Here is a 17,331-nt window from a genome sequence, read left to right as displayed (position 1 = left end):
GGCGTGAACGAAACAGTATAAAATGTTGCCTCTATTCCCTGATAGCTCAGTCGGTAGAGCGACGGACTGTTAATCCGCAGGTCCCTGGTTCGAGTCCAGGTCGGGGAGCCAGAATTCAGCAAAGCAGAAAGCCCAGCCTTCACCGGTTGGGCTTTTTGCATTGCGCGGGCGGAACGTGTACCATCGGGACTGGTGTTGTAATAATGTCCACCCATTTCCGAGTGCGCCTTGAACACAGCCAGTCGTTTATCCACCGTTCGCCATGTGCCGCTGCCAAACGAGCCGCGCGTGCACGACCAGGCCCGGCAGGCCATGCTGACGGCACGCTATTTGCTGCCCGTCCTGCCGGAACTGGAAGCCTTCTTCCTCGCTGTGCGGGCACAGGTGGATGGCCCGCTCAAGCGCGAGCAGCCAGTCAAGCTGGGTAAGATGTATCCGCTGGGCCAATGCCTGGAGATTTCCCTGGCGGTGCAGCAGTGCTTGCAGACCTTGCGCCCGGATGACTTGGCGCCCGGTAGCGCCGCAGCCGCCGGGTATGCCGCTTTCGCCGCGTTTCGCAAGGCGGGTGGTGTGTGTCGTCAGGTCTGGGGGGATTTGCGGGGCGAGTTCTTCCAGAACGCCTTTCAGCTGGGGACTTTGTATCTCGACGTGTCGAACGATACCGTGACGCCCACCAAGCCGAAGGTGGAGATCCTGCCTTTTGCCGATGCCCGTTTCATCCCCGTCGCGGATTTTCGCCACTTCGCCCGGATCGCCGCGCGCTACTGGCAGCATCACATCTACCCCAATCACGTGTTGCCGGAATTGGCCCCGTATTGTCCGCTCATCCATGTGATGCCCAGTGGCCAGATCATGGTGTGCGAAGGTACGGGGTACATGGTGGCGCTGGCGCAAGCGGGGGAATTTGTGCCCAGCGAGGCCGTGCTATGTGACCGGTCCATGCCGGACGATATTTTCACGCGGGTCAGGGTAGCGCTGGCCGACACCCCATGGCCGCAGGCGCCCGCGCCCGAGGAGGGGCGTGCCATGGCGTTGCGCGCCTGCCGCGAGCATCGCCGCAAGCGATGGCATGCGTCGCCGCAACGGATGGATGCGGCCATCCAGACTGTCCGCGAGATCAATCGCAGGCTGAGCGCAATGACCGCGCCTCAGTCCGCATCACGTAAGGTCCACCAGGAGGCCGGCAGCGCCATGAGCAATATTGAAACAGTCCAGATCGACGGTAAGCAATACAATTTGAACGCGCTGTCCGACGAGGCCCGCCAGCAGTTGAGCATGGTGCGCGCTGCCGACCAGCGGCTGGTGGAGTTGCAGCGCGATCTGGCGTTTATCCAGACCGCGCGCAGTGCCTACATCAGCGCCCTGACGAAGTTGTTGCCCGAGGCGCCCAAGTAAAGCCAAACTTGCCACGCGACGGAATAGCGGGGGCGCTGGTTGGGCTTATTTGGCGTCCAGAACGACGGTGACGCCGCTTTCAATCTGGGTGGCTTGCACGCGGACCAGCTTGGGCACGCCAGCGGCCGAGATGGCGTAGGTGATGGTGTTGCTGCTCTGCGGCGTGCTGGTCAGGCCGTAGTCCGTCGTCACCATCTGGAAATTGAGGGTGTTGGCATCGCTGCCAGCCACCGCCACGTAGGACAACTTCTCAACGTCGACCAGGGTGCGCTTGGTGCTATCGGCATAGCAATTCATCGTGACGATATCGCCGCTCTGGCCGACGGTGGCCGTGGCTGGATAAGCGGGCGTACCGCTGGCCACGCAGTAGCTGTCCGACGAGCGCGCGCCGATAGGGGCATATTGCGCATTGACGATCAATGCGCTGCTGATGGAGATGGGTTGCGACGCGCCGTTGACCGAGACGGTGGCGCTGAGGTTCTCCGTGGCTTGCTGGGCGCCGGCGCCTTCGAAAGTCGTATTGCTGGCCATGCCCAGCGCATAACTCAACGTGCCGCTCACTGGAACGCTGGTCGAGCCGCTGGTGGCGGTACCGCTGATGGACAGATTGGCTTGCATGCCATGCGTGAACGCGTATGTCAGTGCTTGCTGGACGGGGAAGCTGGAGGTGACCGTCGTCGGGCTCGTGCTCGAGTTGGACGAGCCGCCGCCACCGCCGCAGGCGGACAAGGTTGCGGCGAGCATCGCGGCTAGCGCGATTGGTGAGAGTTTGATTGCTGTTTTTTTCATCGTGTCGATTCCTTTTGCAGTTAGCCGGCTCGGTGGTTTGATGGCTCGGTGGTTTGAATTGTTGCAATGCGAAAATGCCGATGAAGATTAGCAGCTTAGTAAAGGATGGAATCTATTCAATTGTCGCCGTCCCTATGGTCTGGCATGCGCATTGTTCCAGGCGGAGTGCTGGCCACGGCGTGGCTGGTGGCGTACCGTGCAATCGCAGGCGTAGGCAGGACGGGAGGCCGGTAGTCGGGCCTGACGTGGCACGTTGAAAAATTATTTCTCCTAGGTCTCGCATTTTTTTATTTGACCCGCTATAATTCGGGCCTCAATTCCCTGATAGCTCAGTTGGTAGAGCGACGGACTGTTAATCCGCAGGTCCCTGGTTCGAGTCCAGGTCGGGGAGCCAGAATTTTAGTTGTACAGAATCAAGGGGTTACATGCTTAGTCGTGTAGCCCCTTTTTTCGTTTTGGGACCATACCGGGACTCGGGTTTCGGAAGTCCGCTGCTGATGAGGGGGGAGGCAAAGAAGGGCTGCGCTGGCACAGTGCCTTTCCATACTTGGTGCTGACATTGCCCTTGAGAACGAACGGCCCCGAGAAGCCATAATTTTGGCTCTTTAGGCAATGTGCGATTGCTTTAAATGTAATTGTAAATTTGCTATTTTAACTACGCTGCCGCATATAGATTCATGCGTCGGGATTCGGCTTGTCGCAAAAGCCGCCGGATAACTGGTTAAAAAGGAAAATACATGAAGAGGCTCGTGCTGGCCGTGCTCTTTTTTAGCGCTGGATTTGGTAGCGCCAATGCAAGTAATCCAACCCCGCCTTACCCGGCTTCAATGCCGATACCTGTTGCGGACATACTGGTCAACTTCAATGGAGGCGGGTTGGACTGGGTTTATGCGGGGCCGGTTGCCAATGTCCCTGGTCACGCGAACTTGATCGCCCCAAGTTCGACTCGCGCAGCGGAAGGGTGGCGGGCAGCAACTGCGGCTGAATGGCAACACCGACCTACTTGGGATAGCTTTATCGCGCCAGGGAACCCAGGGCATCTGACTCGGAACAGTAGTACGGTGGCCTTCAATAATCATAACAACTATATATTCGCGTCAGAGTACTGGACGAGCCATAGTACCGTTGATATTGATGATTTTTGGCGCGGGAACGTTACTGACGGCGTCAATTTCAGCGGTGTTCTTGGCACTGGTTCGGAAACCATTTACGTACGGAATACGTTAGCGGTGCCAGAGCCGGAAACGTACGCAATGATGCTGGCTGGATTGGTCTTACTGGGTGTTGCTTCACGCCGTAGAGTCGCGAAATAAGGGATTAGAATTCAGGGCGAGTCAATCTGACAGGGGCAATCCGGCCAGCAAACGAACAGGCATCTCCACTGGCGGGACAGGCAGCGCCATTCAGTTGTGCGTCTCGCTCCACCACTCGCTGAGCTTCTTGCACTTTTGCGGCGCCAGTTCCGGCCGGAACTGGCAATCGAGTGTGATGAAGAAGTCTCGTGTGACGCCATAGTCGCGCTGGTAACGCTCCAGGATGCGGTCCATCTCCCCGGTGGCGTACAGCTGCGCGATGCCGTGCTCGAACGTGGTGCGTTGCGCCTCCGTGCGGAACCGCAGCCAATAGAAGCGGCCGTGTCCCAGTACGTCGTGAAAGGCCAGCTCCGCCTCGGGATTATGCTGCTGGGGTAATTGCTGCCTGAGGTAGTAGCGGAACACGTCGGGTTGCGAAATGATGACGTCGGTGCGGCCGAGGAAGAGGGCGCCGGACGGCATGGTCACCGCTTCCCGGTAATGGGTCTGGTCGGTGGTGGCGGCCGCATAGGCCGGCCCCAGCACCTCACGCGCGTTGCGGAATGCCGTGACACGGTACTTTTTCAAGTCATCTACGCTGGACAGCACCGGTATCTTGCCGCGCAAGGTGATTGCCATGTTGTGGAAATAGGATACCGGCCACCGGCTCAGATAGCTGTCCGGCGACTGCCGCGTGGCGGTCGCCGCCGTACTGACGTCGAACACGCCCTGGCGAAACAGCTCTTCGAAGCCCGCATTCGGCAAGTACAGGAATTCGACCTTGACCTGCTGCGACGCGAACGCGGCGCGCAGCACGTCGGCGAACATGCCGCTCGCGTGATCGGCCAGCACGAAGGGCGCGATCGCACTCTGCAGCCCGATCTTGACGGAAACAGGGCTGGCGCTGGCCGGCACCGGTTCAGCGGCGGCACCGGTGACGGCGGCGGCCGCGAACACCACGGCGGTTAACCACATCGGCGCTCCTTCCCTGTCCGGTTACATTTTTTATTATAGTCCCGTTGGTGGAGGACTCGGGCGCCAGTTGCCTGGCCGCTAGCGCGCTTGCCGCTCTGGCGGGAACAGGAAATATTCCGGATGTTGTCGGATCATGTCCGCCGTCTGCGGCGACAGCAAGGGATTAGGCAATTGAAACACGCGCCGGTTTTTCATCTGGTTGACCAGCTGCGCCTTGCGCCAGCGCTTGTCGAACAGGGCGTTGAAGCTGCCATCCTTTAGCATCAGCTGCAATCCTTTTTCGATCCGCTCCGCCAGCGCCGGGTTGCGCGGCGAAATGAAGAAGAACACCGGCGCGGGGTAGGACAGCGCGATGTGCTGCTCGATGACGAGGTCGGGGTCATGCTGCTTGGCCAGTTCATCGTCGATCTCGTTCACCCCCAGGGCGATGCCGTCGAAACGCTTGGCCCTCAACATCTGGAACAGCGTTTCATACGACGACGAGGTGACCACGTGCAAGCCGGCCGCGTGTATGATGGCCGTGTCTGGCCAATCGAGGCCTTGGCCTATCGCGATGTGCTGCTTCAAATCATCAAGGGTGTTGATCTGGCTGAACTTGTCGATCGCGTCCTTGCGGATGATCATCAGCCGGCTGCCCAGCAAGCCTTTCATCAACGGAATGCGCACCGTGAGCACGCCCTGTTCACGCGGCGCCGACGTCATGCTCCAGTACACATCGAGTTCCTTGCCGGTGCGCAGCAGGGCCATGGCGCGGTCCTGGGTCATCCGGGTTTCCACCCAATGCCATTGATCAGGCGTGGCGCCGGGCGCGCGGGCGAGGGCGCCAGTCAACAGTTCGACAATATACGGGGTCCACGGTTCCCGTTCGTTGAACCTGGGGACGTACAAGTCCTCGGCCCGGATCGATGAGCACGCCAGTGTGAACAGCAACGCCAGAATATATCGCATGCCTATGCCTTCCCGTTCGGATCTGGCGACACTCAAACATACGCCCAACGCGCGCCACGCTCAACGCGCATCTTGACATTGACACTACTCTGTTGCTGTCGTGCTACGTCTGCCGCGACGGCGTGGGGCGCCCCTGGCTGAGTGCGGTCCTTGCCGGTCAGGCAATACTTCGCGCTATACTGGTGGCGAGCCCGGCGCGAGTTATTCCAGGAATGGGGGGGCGCCGCGTGTCCCATGATCGCAGTGCTAGCCGCCACGGAGTGTGCCATGCAACGCTGGAATTGGTGGATCGCGTCTTTCCTCCTGGCGGCCTCGTGCCAGGCCGCGCCGGCAGCCGCGCCGGCCCAGCAATTCCCCTTCATCTGCCGGGCCCAGGAGGCGGGATTGGGCCAGCCCGTCGTCGATAGTTTCGATGCCACGGCCCATCCGGTGCTGGACAGCGCCAGTCACCAGCCGTTCGGCTACAGCAGGCAATGCGCCATCACGCCGCGCATCGCCTACTTCTACTACACCGGCAGCGAGTTCAAACCGTTCAAGCCCGCCACCGATTACGCGCATCCGCCGGCCGACATGCGCCGCGCCCGTTACGGCGACGCCAGTGTGCCCTTCGTGGTGCGGGTCGAGGTGGGCACCATCAACCGCTTCTTCTACACCATCGCCATGTTGGCGCCATCGCCCGAACCGGGCGCGCCGGCCTGGAACCACAAGCTGTTTTACTGGCTGCGGGGCGGGGTGGGTATAGGCCACCAGCAGGGCTTGCCCATGTGGATCAACGGCGCGCTGAGCCGGTCGGAGCGGCAGTTGCTGCCGCCGATACTGGAGCAGGGATACGCTGTGCTCAGTTCATCCGGCAACGAGACTGGCGTGCATTACAACATGCGGCTGGCTGGCGACACGGCGGCCAAGCTCAAGCAGCACTTCATCGCCAGCTACGGCCAGCCGCTGTACACCATCGCCATGGGCGGCTCGGGCGGCGCCGTGCAGCAATACCTGTTCGCGCAGAACCTGCCGGGCCTGTTCGATGCCGGTGTGCCGATCCAGTCGTTTCCCGACATGATCACCCAGACCATCCCCATCTCGGACTGCCCGCTGCTGGGCCAGTATTTCAAGGACGCCGTGGCGAAGGACCCGGCTTCCCCATGGGCGCGCTGGAGCAGTCAGACCCTGGTGGAAGGCATGAACGCGAGCGACACGGTGCGCAACGCCCAGTCCGGCCAGCCGGGCACGACCGAGTGCATCAACGGCTGGCGCATGGCCATGCCCACCGTGCTCAACCCGCTGTACCGCGATCACCGTTTCGACCTGGGCGCGCACGCCTACGGCTATCCGGATGGGGCGCTCGACAAGGTGAAGTGGACTCACTGGAACGACCTGGCCGACATCTACGGTGAGGACCAGCATGGCTACGCGCCCATCCCCATCGACAATGTGGGCGTGCAATATGGCCTGGCCGCGCTGGCGGCGGGCCAGCTCGACGTGGACGAATTCCTGCGCCTCAACGCCTGCGTGGGCACGTGGAAGGAGCAGCCCGACTTTGTGCCGTGGAAGGGGGCGGCCGATCCCTTCGACAGCGCCAACATGCTGCGCGGCGAGCGCTGCCGCTTTCCCGATGGCACACCCGCGCCGCGCCGTGCGGGCGACCTGGGCGCCATACGGCAAGCCTACACGGCGGGCCAGGTGTTCACCGGGCAAAGGCTGGGCATCCCCATGATCGATCTGCGCCCCTACCTGGAAGCGACATTGGACATGCACAACGCGCGCCAGTCGTTCGCCGTGCGCGCGCGCCTGCAGGCCAACAATCCGGCGCAGGCCGCGCAGCAAGTGATCTGGTTCGTGCGGCCGGAGGCGGACCTGGTGCCGGTGGCGCTGGAAGCCGTTGGCGTGCTCGACCGCTATCTGGCGCAGCATCAGGCGCCGCCGATGTTCACCGACCGTTGCCTGGACGAGCGGGGCGCCACCATCGCCGCCGGCCCCGCCGTGTGGGATGGCGTGCTCGACCAGCGGCCGGCGGGCGCCTGCACCCAGGCGTTTCCTCTTTTCTCCAGTGCGCGCATGGTGGCGGGCGCTTCCATCCGGGGCGACACCTTCAAGTGCGCGCTCAAGCCTGTGGCCAGCGCCCTGGCCGACGGCACGTATCCGCCCGGCGTGCATTTCTCCGCCAGCCAGCTGGACTGGCTGGCCCGCATCTTTCCCCAAGGCGTGTGCGACTACACGCGGGGCGACGTGGGCCGGCCTGCGTCGTGGTAGCGCGTACCCGCTCCGCCGCTGGATAATGTTGCAATGCTGATATAAGCATGGCTTGGCGGATAGTTATTGCGGTATATTTGCAAAGCGGCCTGTGCGAAGGGGAGAGTGGGGAATGTTGAAGCGGTGGTGGGACACGGCCTGGCGTAAGGCGCTGGGCGTTCTTTTGCTGAGCCTGCCGTTGGCGGGCGGCGCCGCCAGCCAGGCGCCGGTGCGGCTGGTGGTGGGCGAGTTGCCGCCATTCGCCATGGAAGGCGGTGAGCGCGGCCCCGGCTCACTGGTGGAAATCACCCAGGAACTGGCGCAGCGCCTGGGCCTGTCAGCGCCGGTTGAATTCTATCCCTGGCAACGGGCATTGAAGATGACGGAAGGCATGTCGCGGGTGGTGGTGGTGCCGCTCACCCGCACGCCCGAGCGCGAGCCGCGCTACAGTTGGCTCACCCGCTTGTACCGCCAGGATTTCGTGTTCGTATCCCGCCATGGCACGCTGGACTTGCGCAACGTCGAATCGTTGAAGTCGCGCCGCATCGCCATCCTGCGCGGCTCGCCCCACAAGGAAGTGCTGGCGGCCGAACACTTCACGGCCGTGTTCGAATGCGCCACCGTGCGCGAATGCATGCGCATGGTGCAGACCGGGCTGGCCGACGCCACTTACGGCGGCGAAGTGATCCACCGCAGCGCGGCCAACCTGGCTGGCGCCTCGGTATCGGATTTCGACTACAGCGCGCCTTTCCGGTCCGGCGAAATCTGGCTGGCCGGCTCGCTCGATTTTTCCGCCGCCGACATCGCCCAGTGGCAGGCGGCCATGAACGCCATGCGCCACGACGGCAGCTGCGCCCGCATCCTGCGCAAGTACGGCCTGCCGCTCGACACTTGCAAATAACTCCATATTAATCAATTGCTTAGCTCGCCATGCCGGGATGCCCAACGGGCCCCGGCCTGCCGCCGTTTGGTCCGCTGATTGTTTTGTCTGGGCGGCCCCGGACGGCAATTTCTACCAATTGCAGGGTCACTCGGTATATTGCTCTTGCAATACATGGTATCAATGCAAGACAATACTGCCTTCTTGCAAGTCGGTGCATTTTAGACATCATAGATATGCGGAACAGACCCGCCACCGTTCATGAGACGAAGTGGCAGGCTGTTCCAGACTCACCGAAAGCGGCATCGCCCGCTTGCGCCGTCCCTCCGGGCACGGTGTCGACAAAAGAGAGAACAGGAGACAACTGTTTACCCCTCTTTGCATACATTACTTAATCGGGAAATTGAATGATCAAATTGTCCAAGATGCACAAGCGCCTGCTGGCGCTGAGTGCCGTCATGCCTATGGGCGCCGCCGTGGCGCAAACCGCACCGGCCGCCGCCGCGCCCCAACTGGAAACGATTACCGTGACGGCCCAGCGCCGCACCGAGAACATCAAGGATGTGCCGGTGTCCGTGTCGACCCTGAAGGATGAGAAGCTGGATGTGCTCGTTTCCGGCGGCCAGGACATCCGCCTGTTGTCCGGCAAAGTGCCCAGCCTGAGCGTGGAATCGACCAACGGCCGCACCTTGCCCCGTTTTTACATCCGCGGCTACGGCAACACCGACTTCAGCGCCTTCGCCTCGCAACCGGTATCGCTGGTGTATGACGATGTGGTGCAGGAAAACGGCATCCTGAAAGGTTACCCGATCTTCGACCTGGCCAACGTGGAAGTGCTGCGCGGCCCGCAAGGCATCCTGTTCGGCCGCAACACCCCGGCCGGCGTGGTCAAGTTCGAATCCGCCAAGCCCAACACCAACGGTATCGAAGGCTATTACAACCTGTCGCTGGCCACCCGCAACACGGCCACCGTGGAAGGGGCCGCCAACATTCCGCTGTCGAAGGAATGGGCGATGCGCGTGTCGACCCTGCGCCAGCACCGCGACAACTTCGTCGACAATACCTTCACCGGCCAGAACAACGTGATGGAAGGCTACAACGAACACGCCGAGCGCGTGCAGTTCCTGTACCAGCCAGGCACCGCCTTCAACGCCCTGTTCAACGTGCACTCGCGCACCACTGACGGCAGCGCACGCCTGTTCCGCGCCAACCTGATCAAGAAGGGCACCAACGACTTCACCGACGGTTACGACTTCACCAAGATCAACACCAACGGCCAGAACATGCAGAACCTGAGCACCAATGGCGCCAACGCGCGCCTGACGTGGGACTTGGGCGCGGTCAAGCTGTTCTCCATCACCGGCTACGAAGCCGTGGACAATTACTTCAGCCGTGGCGACATCGACGGCGGCGCGCCCGGCCAAGTGCCATTCCAGGTGGAGACCGGTGGCGGCCTGACCGACCTCAAGCAATACACCCAGGAATTCCGGGTCGAATCGAAGAACGCCGGTCCCCTGAACTGGCAGTCGGGCCTGTACTACTTCTCGGAAGACGGCAACGGCTACAGCAACAACTTCAACAGCACCACCGGCGCCCAGACCTCGCACCTGGCCAGCCATCAGCGCAACAAGGCCTGGGCCGCGTTTGGTTCGGTCAACTATGCCGTCAGCGATGCGCTCATGCTGCGTGGTGGCCTGCGCTACACCAACGACAAGAAAGACTTCAACACGGTCGAAGCGGTCAATGTGGTGCAGACCGGCCCGAACGCCGTCAGCGAAAGCAAGAGCAAGGTCAACTGGGACGCCAGCGCCACCTACAAGATCGACAAGGACGTGAGCGCCTATGCACGCGTGGCCACCGGCTTCCGCGCACCGAGCATCGCCGCCGCCAACAGCACGGTGCCGATCACCGTGGCCGACGCGGAAACCATCGTCTCGTACGAGGCCGGCATCAAGGCCGACCTGTTCAACCGCCGCGCCCGCGCCAGCGTCAGCGTGTTTGACTACGACGTGAAGAACCAGCAGCTGACCGTGGTCGGCGGCACCTCCAACGTCACCAAGTTGATCAACGCGGCCAAGACCAAGGGCCGTGGCGTGGAAGCCGAGCTCGAAGCCTTTGTCACCAGCGACTTCAAGGTCACGGCCGGCGGCAGCTACAACTTCACGGAAATCCGCGATCCTAGCCTGTCGATGGACAAGAACCCATGGAGCACGGTGACCAATCCGGTCAACGCGGCTGGCCGCGTGGTGATCGACGGCAATCCCCTGCCGCGCGTACCGAAGTGGAGCTTCAACGCCACCGCCAAGTACAACTGGGCGCTGGAGAACGGCAACCTGTTCGTGCTGACGGATTGGTCGTATCGCAGCACGGTCAACTTCTTCCTGTATGAAGCCAAGGAATTCACCGGCAAGGAACTGCTGGAAGGCGGCCTGCGCGTGGGTTACAACTGGGATGGCGGCAAGTATGAAGTGGCAGCGTTCGGCCGCAACATCACCAACACCCAGCGCATCATCGGCGCGGTCGACTTCAACAACCTGACCGGCATGGTCAACGAGCCACGCCAGTTCGGCGTGCAGTTCAAGGGTAATTTCTAAGCCTTGGATGATGGGCTGAAGGAGGGCGGTGAAATTTTTTTGCCGCCTTCTGGACAGCCCGAAAATGGCCGTATATAATGCGGCCTCTTTTCCCTGATAGCTCAGTTGGTAGAGCGACGGACTGTTAATCCGCAGGTCCCTGGTTCGAGTCCAGGTCGGGGAGCCAGAACACAGAAAAGCCCATCTGCACTGAGCGCGATCTTGAGCGCGTTCAGGCTGATGGGCTTTTTGCATTCCAGAGGGCTGTTTATGTGCGCACGGTGGGCCAAGGTGCGGCCGTTGGGCTGCCGGGATGGGGTGGGCTGTTAAGGATTACATCGGTGTTTCGTAGCGGTACTTGTTGAGAATGCGCTGATACGTACCGTCGCGCCGCATGGACTCGAAGGCGCGCTTCCACAGCGCCAATCGCGCGGCCGGCATGCTACGCGAGCTGACCAGGTATATTTGCACCCGACCCAGTACGGCACCGCGTCGCAGGTCGGCTAGGGGCAATCCAGCTTGCTGCTGTGCTGCCCGGATCGCGTTCCAGGCGCTGATCCAGACGTCTATATGCCCGGCACGCAGCTTGCGGGCATTGATTACTTCGCTGGCAACCATTTCCACGTGTTGCCAGCCGCGTTCCCGGGCAGTAATGGCCGAGGCGCTGTAGCGCACTACGCCAACGGACAGCTGCTGCAATTTGTCTGGTGACGAGATGTCCGCCGTGGAGTCCTGTCGAGTGACTGCAACCAATTCATCTTCAAGTATTGGTATTTGCCAATCATAAGTCGCCTCGCGCGCGGGAATGCGGGCCACCGGGGCCAGTAACACGTCAGGTGTCGCGGCGGCAATGACCAGGGCGCGCGGTAAGGGATACATTTCAAGCTTGCCACTGTGGCCCGCACGATGGGCCATCTCGACGAGCACATCACATGCCAGGCCGGAGGGGGGCCGGTCCCGCTCGGCTTGGCAGTAGTACGGCACGGCGCCGGCAAGCAAGCGTACTTCGGAGACTTGAGCGCTTCCCGGCTGCGCGTCAGCGCTCACGCTGGCACATAACAACAGCCATGCTGGCAACAGTTGCAAGATGCGCATACGGATTCCCTCAGGAACGGATCGGTTAATTTGTAGCTCGCGACCAGGTCGGGGAGCCAGAATACAGTAGCATGCCAAGAACCCAGCCCTGACCCGGTTGGGTTTTTTCTTTCTAGGGCTCGGCTATCTGCGAATACAGAAAAGCCCCATCAGCACTGAGCGCGATCTTGAGCGCACTCAGGCTGATGGGGCTGTTTGCGTTGGCGCGTCGGATTACATCACTTCATCGGCGCGAGCAGCTTGTCGTCGGTGATGAGGTTGCGCACGCCATGGGCGTGGTCTTCCTTGAAGACATTGGCTTTGCACCATGCACCGACGGACTCGGCATTCACTTTCAGCACTTTCGGGCGCACGCTCCACGAGACTTGCAGGGGCGAGCCTTTTTCATTGTAAGTCGGGCCAGTGGTCGAGCCCGCATATTGGATGGGCTTGCCAGTATGGCGCGGGATGTGCACGGCCTGCTGGTAGCCGTTGATTTCGCCGATCTTGGCAAGCTCGGCAAAATCGGCCGCCTTGGTGTCGTTGACCAGCACCAGGACTTGGGCTTCGACCCGCAGTTGCGGATTGCTGTCGACTTCGCTGAGACAAGCGTTCAGCGTCGGGCCGGGCGTCACTGGCGCCGTACTGTGCACGTAGTGGAGTTCGATGGTGTCGCCCACTTGCAGGCCGCCGTGCTCGCCGGGGCAGACCTCGGTGCTGAGCGGGGTGGCTTCGGCAGGCGTCAACTTGCCCCTGTATTTGAAGCCCGCATCGGACTGCGCCGTGAATTCGCCGCCTTTGTGTTCGGCGTCCTTGTGCAAGTGGATATTGCAAAGATTCATTTTTGATGCGGCCGGCGCGGCGGCGAACACGCGCGGATTGCTGCCGCCCTTGGCGTTCAGGTCGCGCGGCGACTGCGGACCGAAGCCTTTACCTTCCGTGTTCTTGATCAGGGTCGCGTTCTGGGCTGCGACCGCGTCGACGCCTTCGTGGTGGGCATCTTGGGCGCTGGCGCTCAGCGCGAGGGCCAACAGAGTCAATACGAGGGGCGCTTTCATCCAGCATTCTCCAGGTTGGGAAGAGGGGACTTTGATTCTATCGCCTTTGGGCATGGGTTGCCATGGCGCCGTTTCTCACTGCGCTGGTACTCCCCGACTTGCCAAGCGAAACCAAGACGGACTGTTAAGACACGCTAGCGAGCTTCAGGCCGATCGTCGGTGCTGACCGATCATTGCGTGCTTCGCCTTGCACGCGTATATTGCAATCAATGATAGCACCTGCGTGGGGCTCGTTATGGCAACCAACTTGATTGTGCGAAACATCGATGAAGATATCGCGCTGGCCCTGAAACAACGGGCTGCGGCCCATGGCCGGAGCGCCGAGGCTGAGCATCGCGAAATCCTGAGAAGTGCCTTGCAACGGCCGCCGCGTCGGCCATTCGGTGAGGTGCTTGCCAACATGCCCAACGTGGGAGAGGACGCCGACTTTGACGCCCGCCAGGGTTAGGTGATTCCATGTACCTGGTCGACACCAATGTGATCAGCGAGGCGCGCAAGGGGCGCAAGGCGAACCCCGGCGTCATCGATTTCTTGCGGGCGAATCAGGCGAACGACCTGTATCTGTGCGTGCAAACCGTCGGTGAAATTCGCCGTGGCGTCGAGATCATCCGGCACCGGGGTGACCGACCGCAAGCTGATCGGCTGGCGGCCTGGCTGACGCACGTTCTGGAGGAGTATGGCGACCATCTCCTGGATTTCGATATTGACTGCGCGCAAGTATGGGGGCGCTTGATGGCGCCCAGCGCACAGCATCCGATCGATAAACAGATAGCCGCGATCGCCTTGATTTATGACCTTGCCGTCGTCACTCGCCACACCCAGGACTACGCCGGCACTGGCGTAAAGTTGTTAAATCCCTTCATTTGATGCGCGTGATCCGCGCATTTGCTGACAATTACCTCCAAAGCGTCAAATCCCGGTGGACGAAAAAGTTGCACTTCAGTATTCTCTTGGTATTCGTGCGGGCGAGGGCGCCTGCCGGGCCAGCATGGTGGCCGGACCATGGACGATACGGAACGGCGCGCGCACATCGCGTGCCTGCTGACTGACGTGACATTGTTTCGCCTGGCGCTCGGATAGAGCATAATGCTCAAATAACAAAGGAAGGGGCCTAGGCCATGGAAGAAACAAAAATTGTTTACGGTACGGAAGACTTGCTGACCAGCCTGTGCAATTCGGTCACGCGCGTGTTGGGCATCGCCACCCAAACCAAGGTGCACTATTCGGCCATGGTGCAACGGATCACCAAGGTGGGCCTGAAGCCTGACATCGGTTGCTTCGTGCTGTTCGACGGCGGCTTCACGGGCCTGGTGGTGCTGAACTTCGCGGCTGAAACGGCGATGGAGATCTATTCGCGCTACATGTTACACATGGGTATGCCCAAGTCGGAACTGGCCAGCTCGCACACGTCCGACGAGGTGTCCAACATCCTGGGCGAACTGATGAACCAGATCGTGGGCGATTTCACGGGCAAGGTACGGCGTGAATTGCAGACCAATATCACCCAGAACCAGCCCAAGATGCTGGTACTGACCAAGCAGGTCATGCTGAGCGTCGATACGCCGCTGGACCGTCCGGAAATGCGCCGGGTATCGTTCTACACGGAAAAGAGCAACGTGTTCTACCTGGAACTGGCCATCGACCGTACCGAATTCGTGCGCCTGTACGAATTCGACGCCAACGAGATCCCCGACCCCGACGCGCTGCTGGCGTTCGAGCAAGAGAATCAGGCGGCCGAAGCGGCCCCCGCGGTGGTGGAAGCCGAGGACAATGATGAGCTGCTGAGGTCGCTGGGCATGTAAGCCGGCGGCAAGTTGTGACTGACGAGGCCCGCGAGCGATCGCGGGCCTCGTTCGTTTCAGGCATGCATGCAGCCATGCTGTAGCCATACGCAATCGGCTCAGCGGCTGGGCGTGCGGCAGGCTGCTTCATTTTCCCAGCGGCCCGAGCAGATGCGCGAACGGCACATCATGCCTTCGATCAGCCCCAGTTGCTTGCAGCGGCGCAGCAGTTCGGCCGTGTTGTCGTTGTCGCCGCGCTCCACGACATCGCGGCTGGGCTGGGCGAGGACGGTGGCGGGTTGGCTGGCGTGGGCCACCAGGGCCGCCAGCAGGGTGACGTCGGTGTCCGCCAGTGGTGCGGCGGGGACGATGGGGTTCAGTTTCGCGTTGTGCGGCGGGGCAGCGTGTGCGGCCGCCACCGCCTCGCGCATGGCCTTGGGTGCGGTCTTGGGCACGGCCCTGAGTACGACCTTGCTCGGCACGAGTGCGGACCTGACGGCAGTATCCATGTTGACCGGTAATTGCCCGACGGCCACACGCGGTTGATCGGCGCGACGCACGCTTTCCACCTGGACTGGCGCGGCCGTGTCGTTGATGATGGCCGCCGCCTGGTTGGCGGCGGAGCTCGTGGCGGCGGGCGTCATGACATGGGCCAGCACCGGCCCGGCCGTCGCCGGCCCGGCCGGGACCGGTGCGCCATCGGGTGCGGGCGGTGTCGTGAGTGCGGATTGGTGGATGGCCCACGCCAGCGCCGTCATCACCAGCAACAGCGCGCACAAGCCCGTGGTCCAGCCATTGAGTTTCCAGCGTGGCACACCTTGCTGTTCCAGCGTGAGCGCGCCATGTTCCAGGCTGGCCAGAATGCGGCGCCTGCCTTCGCGTGCCGGGCGCCTGGCCGCCTGCAGCGTCGGTTTGTTCAGTCTCTCCAAAATACCACCCCCGAATTTGATCTAGCCTTCGATGAAGTTTTCTGGGCGGCCTACGATGGGGCGATCCCGGCGTACATGGCCGCTCTTAGTGTCCAATCTGCGCCAGCCGACGGTATTGATGGAGCGCACGATGTTACTTCTTTCCATGTCGATCTTCTTCCTGCTGGTCTGCGGCGGGGCCTGGCTGTCGCTGTTTCCGTCCGGGCGCGACCTGGTGCGGCAGTCGCTGGCCCTGGTGGGGCAGTGGACCGGCCGCCGCGTGCGCCAGGCGGGCCAGCGTGGCACACATGGCGCCGGAGCGCTGGCCGATGGCGCCGGCTCGGTGCTGCGCTCGGGCGGGCGGCTGTTGCGCCGCCACTGCCTGACGGCGTTGGCCGCCGCCGTGCTGCTGACGGTGCCGCCCATGCTGGCCTGGCTGGTCAGCGGCCGGGGCATGCTGGGCGGTTACGATGGCGGCGCCGGCGAGGTCAACCCGCAGGTGGCGGCGTTGTTGCAAGGCGAGCAGTTGACGCTGCCCGCGCCGCTGCCGCCGGTCGCCTTTATTTCGGCCGAGGTGGCGCACGTGCGGCCCATGCTCGACAGTGCCAACCGCAATTGGCGCTTGCTCGACGCTGAATTTGCCCAGCGTTTGCTGATGGTGTTCAAGATCATGCGCGAGCGTTACGGCTATGACATGGCCATCCTCGAAGGTTATCGCAGCCCGGAGCGCCAGAACCAGCTGGCCACGGCCGGCCCCGCCGTCACCAACGCCAAGGCGTTCCAGAGCTATCACCAGTTCGGCCTGGCAGCGGACTGCGCCTTCCTGCGCGACGGCAAGCTGCGTATATCCGAGCAGGACCCGTGGGCCATGCGCGGCTATCGTTTGTATGGCGAAGTGGCGGAATCGGTGGGCCTGCATTGGGGCGGACGCTGGGCCATGATGGACCTGGGCCATACGGAATTGCGGGTGCCGGGCATGGTCAGGAAATAAGTGGACGTGTGGAAACGTTGTTCCCGCTCAAACATACTTGGCGGTGGCGGTGGCACCATGGATCGGTCTGCCTGTACCTTCCTCCACCCCAACCTGGCGGTCCGCTCATGATGCGAAGAATCTGGTACTTCATCACCGATAGCCACAAGGTGGCCGTGGTCGGCTTTGTCGGCTTCCTTCTTTTCCTTTACCTGGGCTCGGCGGCGCTGGAACTGACCTTGCTCTGGACGCTGGCCGCGCTGGTCGCCGCCCTGGTCGGCGGGGGCATCTGGTACGGTGTGCGCTGGTACCGCGGCCGGCGCGCGTCGCGTGCGATGGAGGCCGAGATCAGTGGTGAGGCGGTGGCGGCCGCCCCTGTGGCCGGTGCGGGCGCCACCGATGGCAGCGATGCGTCGGCGGCGGCGCGCGCCGAAGTCAACGCCATCCGTGAAAGCATGCTCA

At 62.1% G+C, this 17,331-nt stretch carries 16 protein-coding genes and 3 tRNA genes; 13 read left to right on the top strand and 6 right to left on the bottom strand.

The genetic code is table 11. The features are described from left to right. Positions 1-35 precede the first annotated feature (35 nt). Both H3H39_RS18175 and H3H39_RS18170 read left to right on the top strand, forming a co-directional pair. Positions 36-111 (top strand) — tRNA-Asn (locus tag H3H39_RS18175). Positions 112-228: 117 nt separating this feature from the next. Then, positions 229-1,395, top strand: a complete 1,167-nt coding sequence (locus H3H39_RS18170; RefSeq protein ID WP_220461605.1) for a DUF6447 family protein — start codon at positions 229-231, stop codon at positions 1,393-1,395. Positions 1,396-1,440: 45 nt separating this feature from the next. Here H3H39_RS18170 and H3H39_RS18165 read toward each other — a convergent pair whose 3' ends face one another. Further along, positions 1,441-2,013: a hypothetical protein gene (locus H3H39_RS18165; RefSeq protein WP_229218124.1), complete on the bottom strand. Its 573-nt coding sequence runs from the start codon at positions 2,011-2,013 to the stop codon at positions 1,441-1,443. 7 nt (positions 2,014-2,020) lie between these two features. On the opposite strand from H3H39_RS18165, the gene H3H39_RS27985 reads away from it, so the two are divergent. The 3 genes from H3H39_RS27985 (at position 2,021) to H3H39_RS18155 (ending at position 3,497) form a co-directional block, all read left to right on the top strand. Next, positions 2,021-2,275, top strand: a complete 255-nt coding sequence (locus H3H39_RS27985) for a hypothetical protein (RefSeq protein WP_229218123.1) — start codon at positions 2,021-2,023, stop codon at positions 2,273-2,275. Between the two features lie 227 nt (positions 2,276-2,502). Then, a tRNA-Asn gene (locus H3H39_RS18160) sits at positions 2,503-2,578 on the top strand. A 343-nt stretch (positions 2,579-2,921) separates the two neighbouring features. Beyond that, positions 2,922-3,497: a PEP-CTERM sorting domain-containing protein gene (locus H3H39_RS18155; protein ID WP_182155135.1), complete on the top strand. Its 576-nt coding sequence runs from the start codon at positions 2,922-2,924 to the stop codon at positions 3,495-3,497. A gap of 90 nt (positions 3,498-3,587) precedes the next feature. On the opposite strand, the gene H3H39_RS18150 is transcribed toward H3H39_RS18155, so the two are convergent. Continuing rightward, entirely contained in the window at positions 3,588-4,451 is an 864-nt protein-coding gene (locus H3H39_RS18150) for a substrate-binding periplasmic protein (protein WP_182155134.1), read from the bottom strand. A gap of 78 nt (positions 4,452-4,529) precedes the next feature. Then, positions 4,530-5,399 (bottom strand): substrate-binding periplasmic protein, encoded by an 870-nt coding sequence (locus H3H39_RS18145; protein WP_182155133.1) that lies wholly within the window; start codon positions 5,397-5,399, stop codon positions 4,530-4,532. Positions 5,400-5,666: 267 nt separating this feature from the next. Between H3H39_RS18145 and H3H39_RS18140 the strand changes: the two genes are divergently transcribed. The 4 genes from H3H39_RS18140 to H3H39_RS18125 all read left to right on the top strand — a co-directional run bounded on the left by H3H39_RS18140 (position 5,667) and on the right by H3H39_RS18125 (position 11,265). Then, positions 5,667-7,646, top strand: a complete 1,980-nt coding sequence (locus tag H3H39_RS18140; protein ID WP_182155132.1) for a DUF6351 family protein — start codon at positions 5,667-5,669, stop codon at positions 7,644-7,646. 112 nt (positions 7,647-7,758) lie between these two features. After that, positions 7,759-8,526 (top strand): substrate-binding periplasmic protein, encoded by a 768-nt coding sequence (locus H3H39_RS18135; RefSeq protein ID WP_182155131.1) that lies wholly within the window; start codon positions 7,759-7,761, stop codon positions 8,524-8,526. A gap of 386 nt (positions 8,527-8,912) precedes the next feature. Continuing rightward, entirely contained in the window at positions 8,913-11,099 is a 2,187-nt protein-coding gene (locus H3H39_RS18130) for a TonB-dependent receptor (RefSeq protein ID WP_182155130.1), read from the top strand. A gap of 90 nt (positions 11,100-11,189) precedes the next feature. Then, a tRNA-Asn gene (locus H3H39_RS18125) sits at positions 11,190-11,265 on the top strand. A 146-nt stretch (positions 11,266-11,411) separates the two neighbouring features. Here the strand turns inward: H3H39_RS18125 and H3H39_RS18120 are convergent. Next, positions 11,412-12,173 (bottom strand): substrate-binding periplasmic protein, encoded by a 762-nt coding sequence (locus H3H39_RS18120; RefSeq protein ID WP_182155129.1) that lies wholly within the window; start codon positions 12,171-12,173, stop codon positions 11,412-11,414. 218 nt (positions 12,174-12,391) lie between these two features. Continuing rightward, positions 12,392-13,210, bottom strand: coding sequence for a delta-class carbonic anhydrase (locus tag H3H39_RS18115; RefSeq protein ID WP_182155128.1), 819 nt, complete (start codon positions 13,208-13,210; stop codon positions 12,392-12,394). Between the two features lie 235 nt (positions 13,211-13,445). Between H3H39_RS18115 and H3H39_RS18110 the strand changes: the two genes are divergently transcribed. The 3 genes from H3H39_RS18110 to H3H39_RS18100 all read left to right on the top strand — a co-directional run bounded on the left by H3H39_RS18110 (position 13,446) and on the right by H3H39_RS18100 (position 15,012). Next, complete coding sequence (locus tag H3H39_RS18110; protein WP_182155127.1) at positions 13,446-13,658, top strand: FitA-like ribbon-helix-helix domain-containing protein; 213 nt, start codon at positions 13,446-13,448, stop codon at positions 13,656-13,658. 8 nt (positions 13,659-13,666) lie between these two features. Next, entirely contained in the window at positions 13,667-14,077 is a 411-nt protein-coding gene (locus tag H3H39_RS18105) for a type II toxin-antitoxin system VapC family toxin (protein WP_182155126.1), read from the top strand. A 251-nt stretch (positions 14,078-14,328) separates the two neighbouring features. Continuing rightward, on the top strand, positions 14,329-15,012 hold the full coding sequence (locus H3H39_RS18100) for a DUF3334 family protein (RefSeq protein WP_182155124.1): 684 nt from the start codon (positions 14,329-14,331) through the stop codon (positions 15,010-15,012). A gap of 98 nt (positions 15,013-15,110) precedes the next feature. Here H3H39_RS18100 and H3H39_RS18095 read toward each other — a convergent pair whose 3' ends face one another. Continuing rightward, on the bottom strand, positions 15,111-15,920 hold the full coding sequence (locus H3H39_RS18095; protein WP_182155123.1) for a hypothetical protein: 810 nt from the start codon (positions 15,918-15,920) through the stop codon (positions 15,111-15,113). Between the two features lie 130 nt (positions 15,921-16,050). Here H3H39_RS18095 and H3H39_RS18090 point away from each other — a divergent pair, with 130 nt between their 5' ends. Beyond that, on the top strand, positions 16,051-16,890 hold the full coding sequence (locus H3H39_RS18090; RefSeq protein ID WP_182155121.1) for a M15 family metallopeptidase: 840 nt from the start codon (positions 16,051-16,053) through the stop codon (positions 16,888-16,890). Positions 16,891-17,331: the final 441 nt, after the last annotated feature.

It is taken from the genome of Rugamonas apoptosis, assembly GCF_014042355.1.
In the GTDB taxonomy this organism is placed as follows: Bacteria; Pseudomonadota; Gammaproteobacteria; order Burkholderiales; family Burkholderiaceae_D; genus Rugamonas; species Rugamonas apoptosis.
Note: the sequence above shows the minus strand (reverse complement) of the source record. Positions and strands in the feature narration are given on the sequence as shown.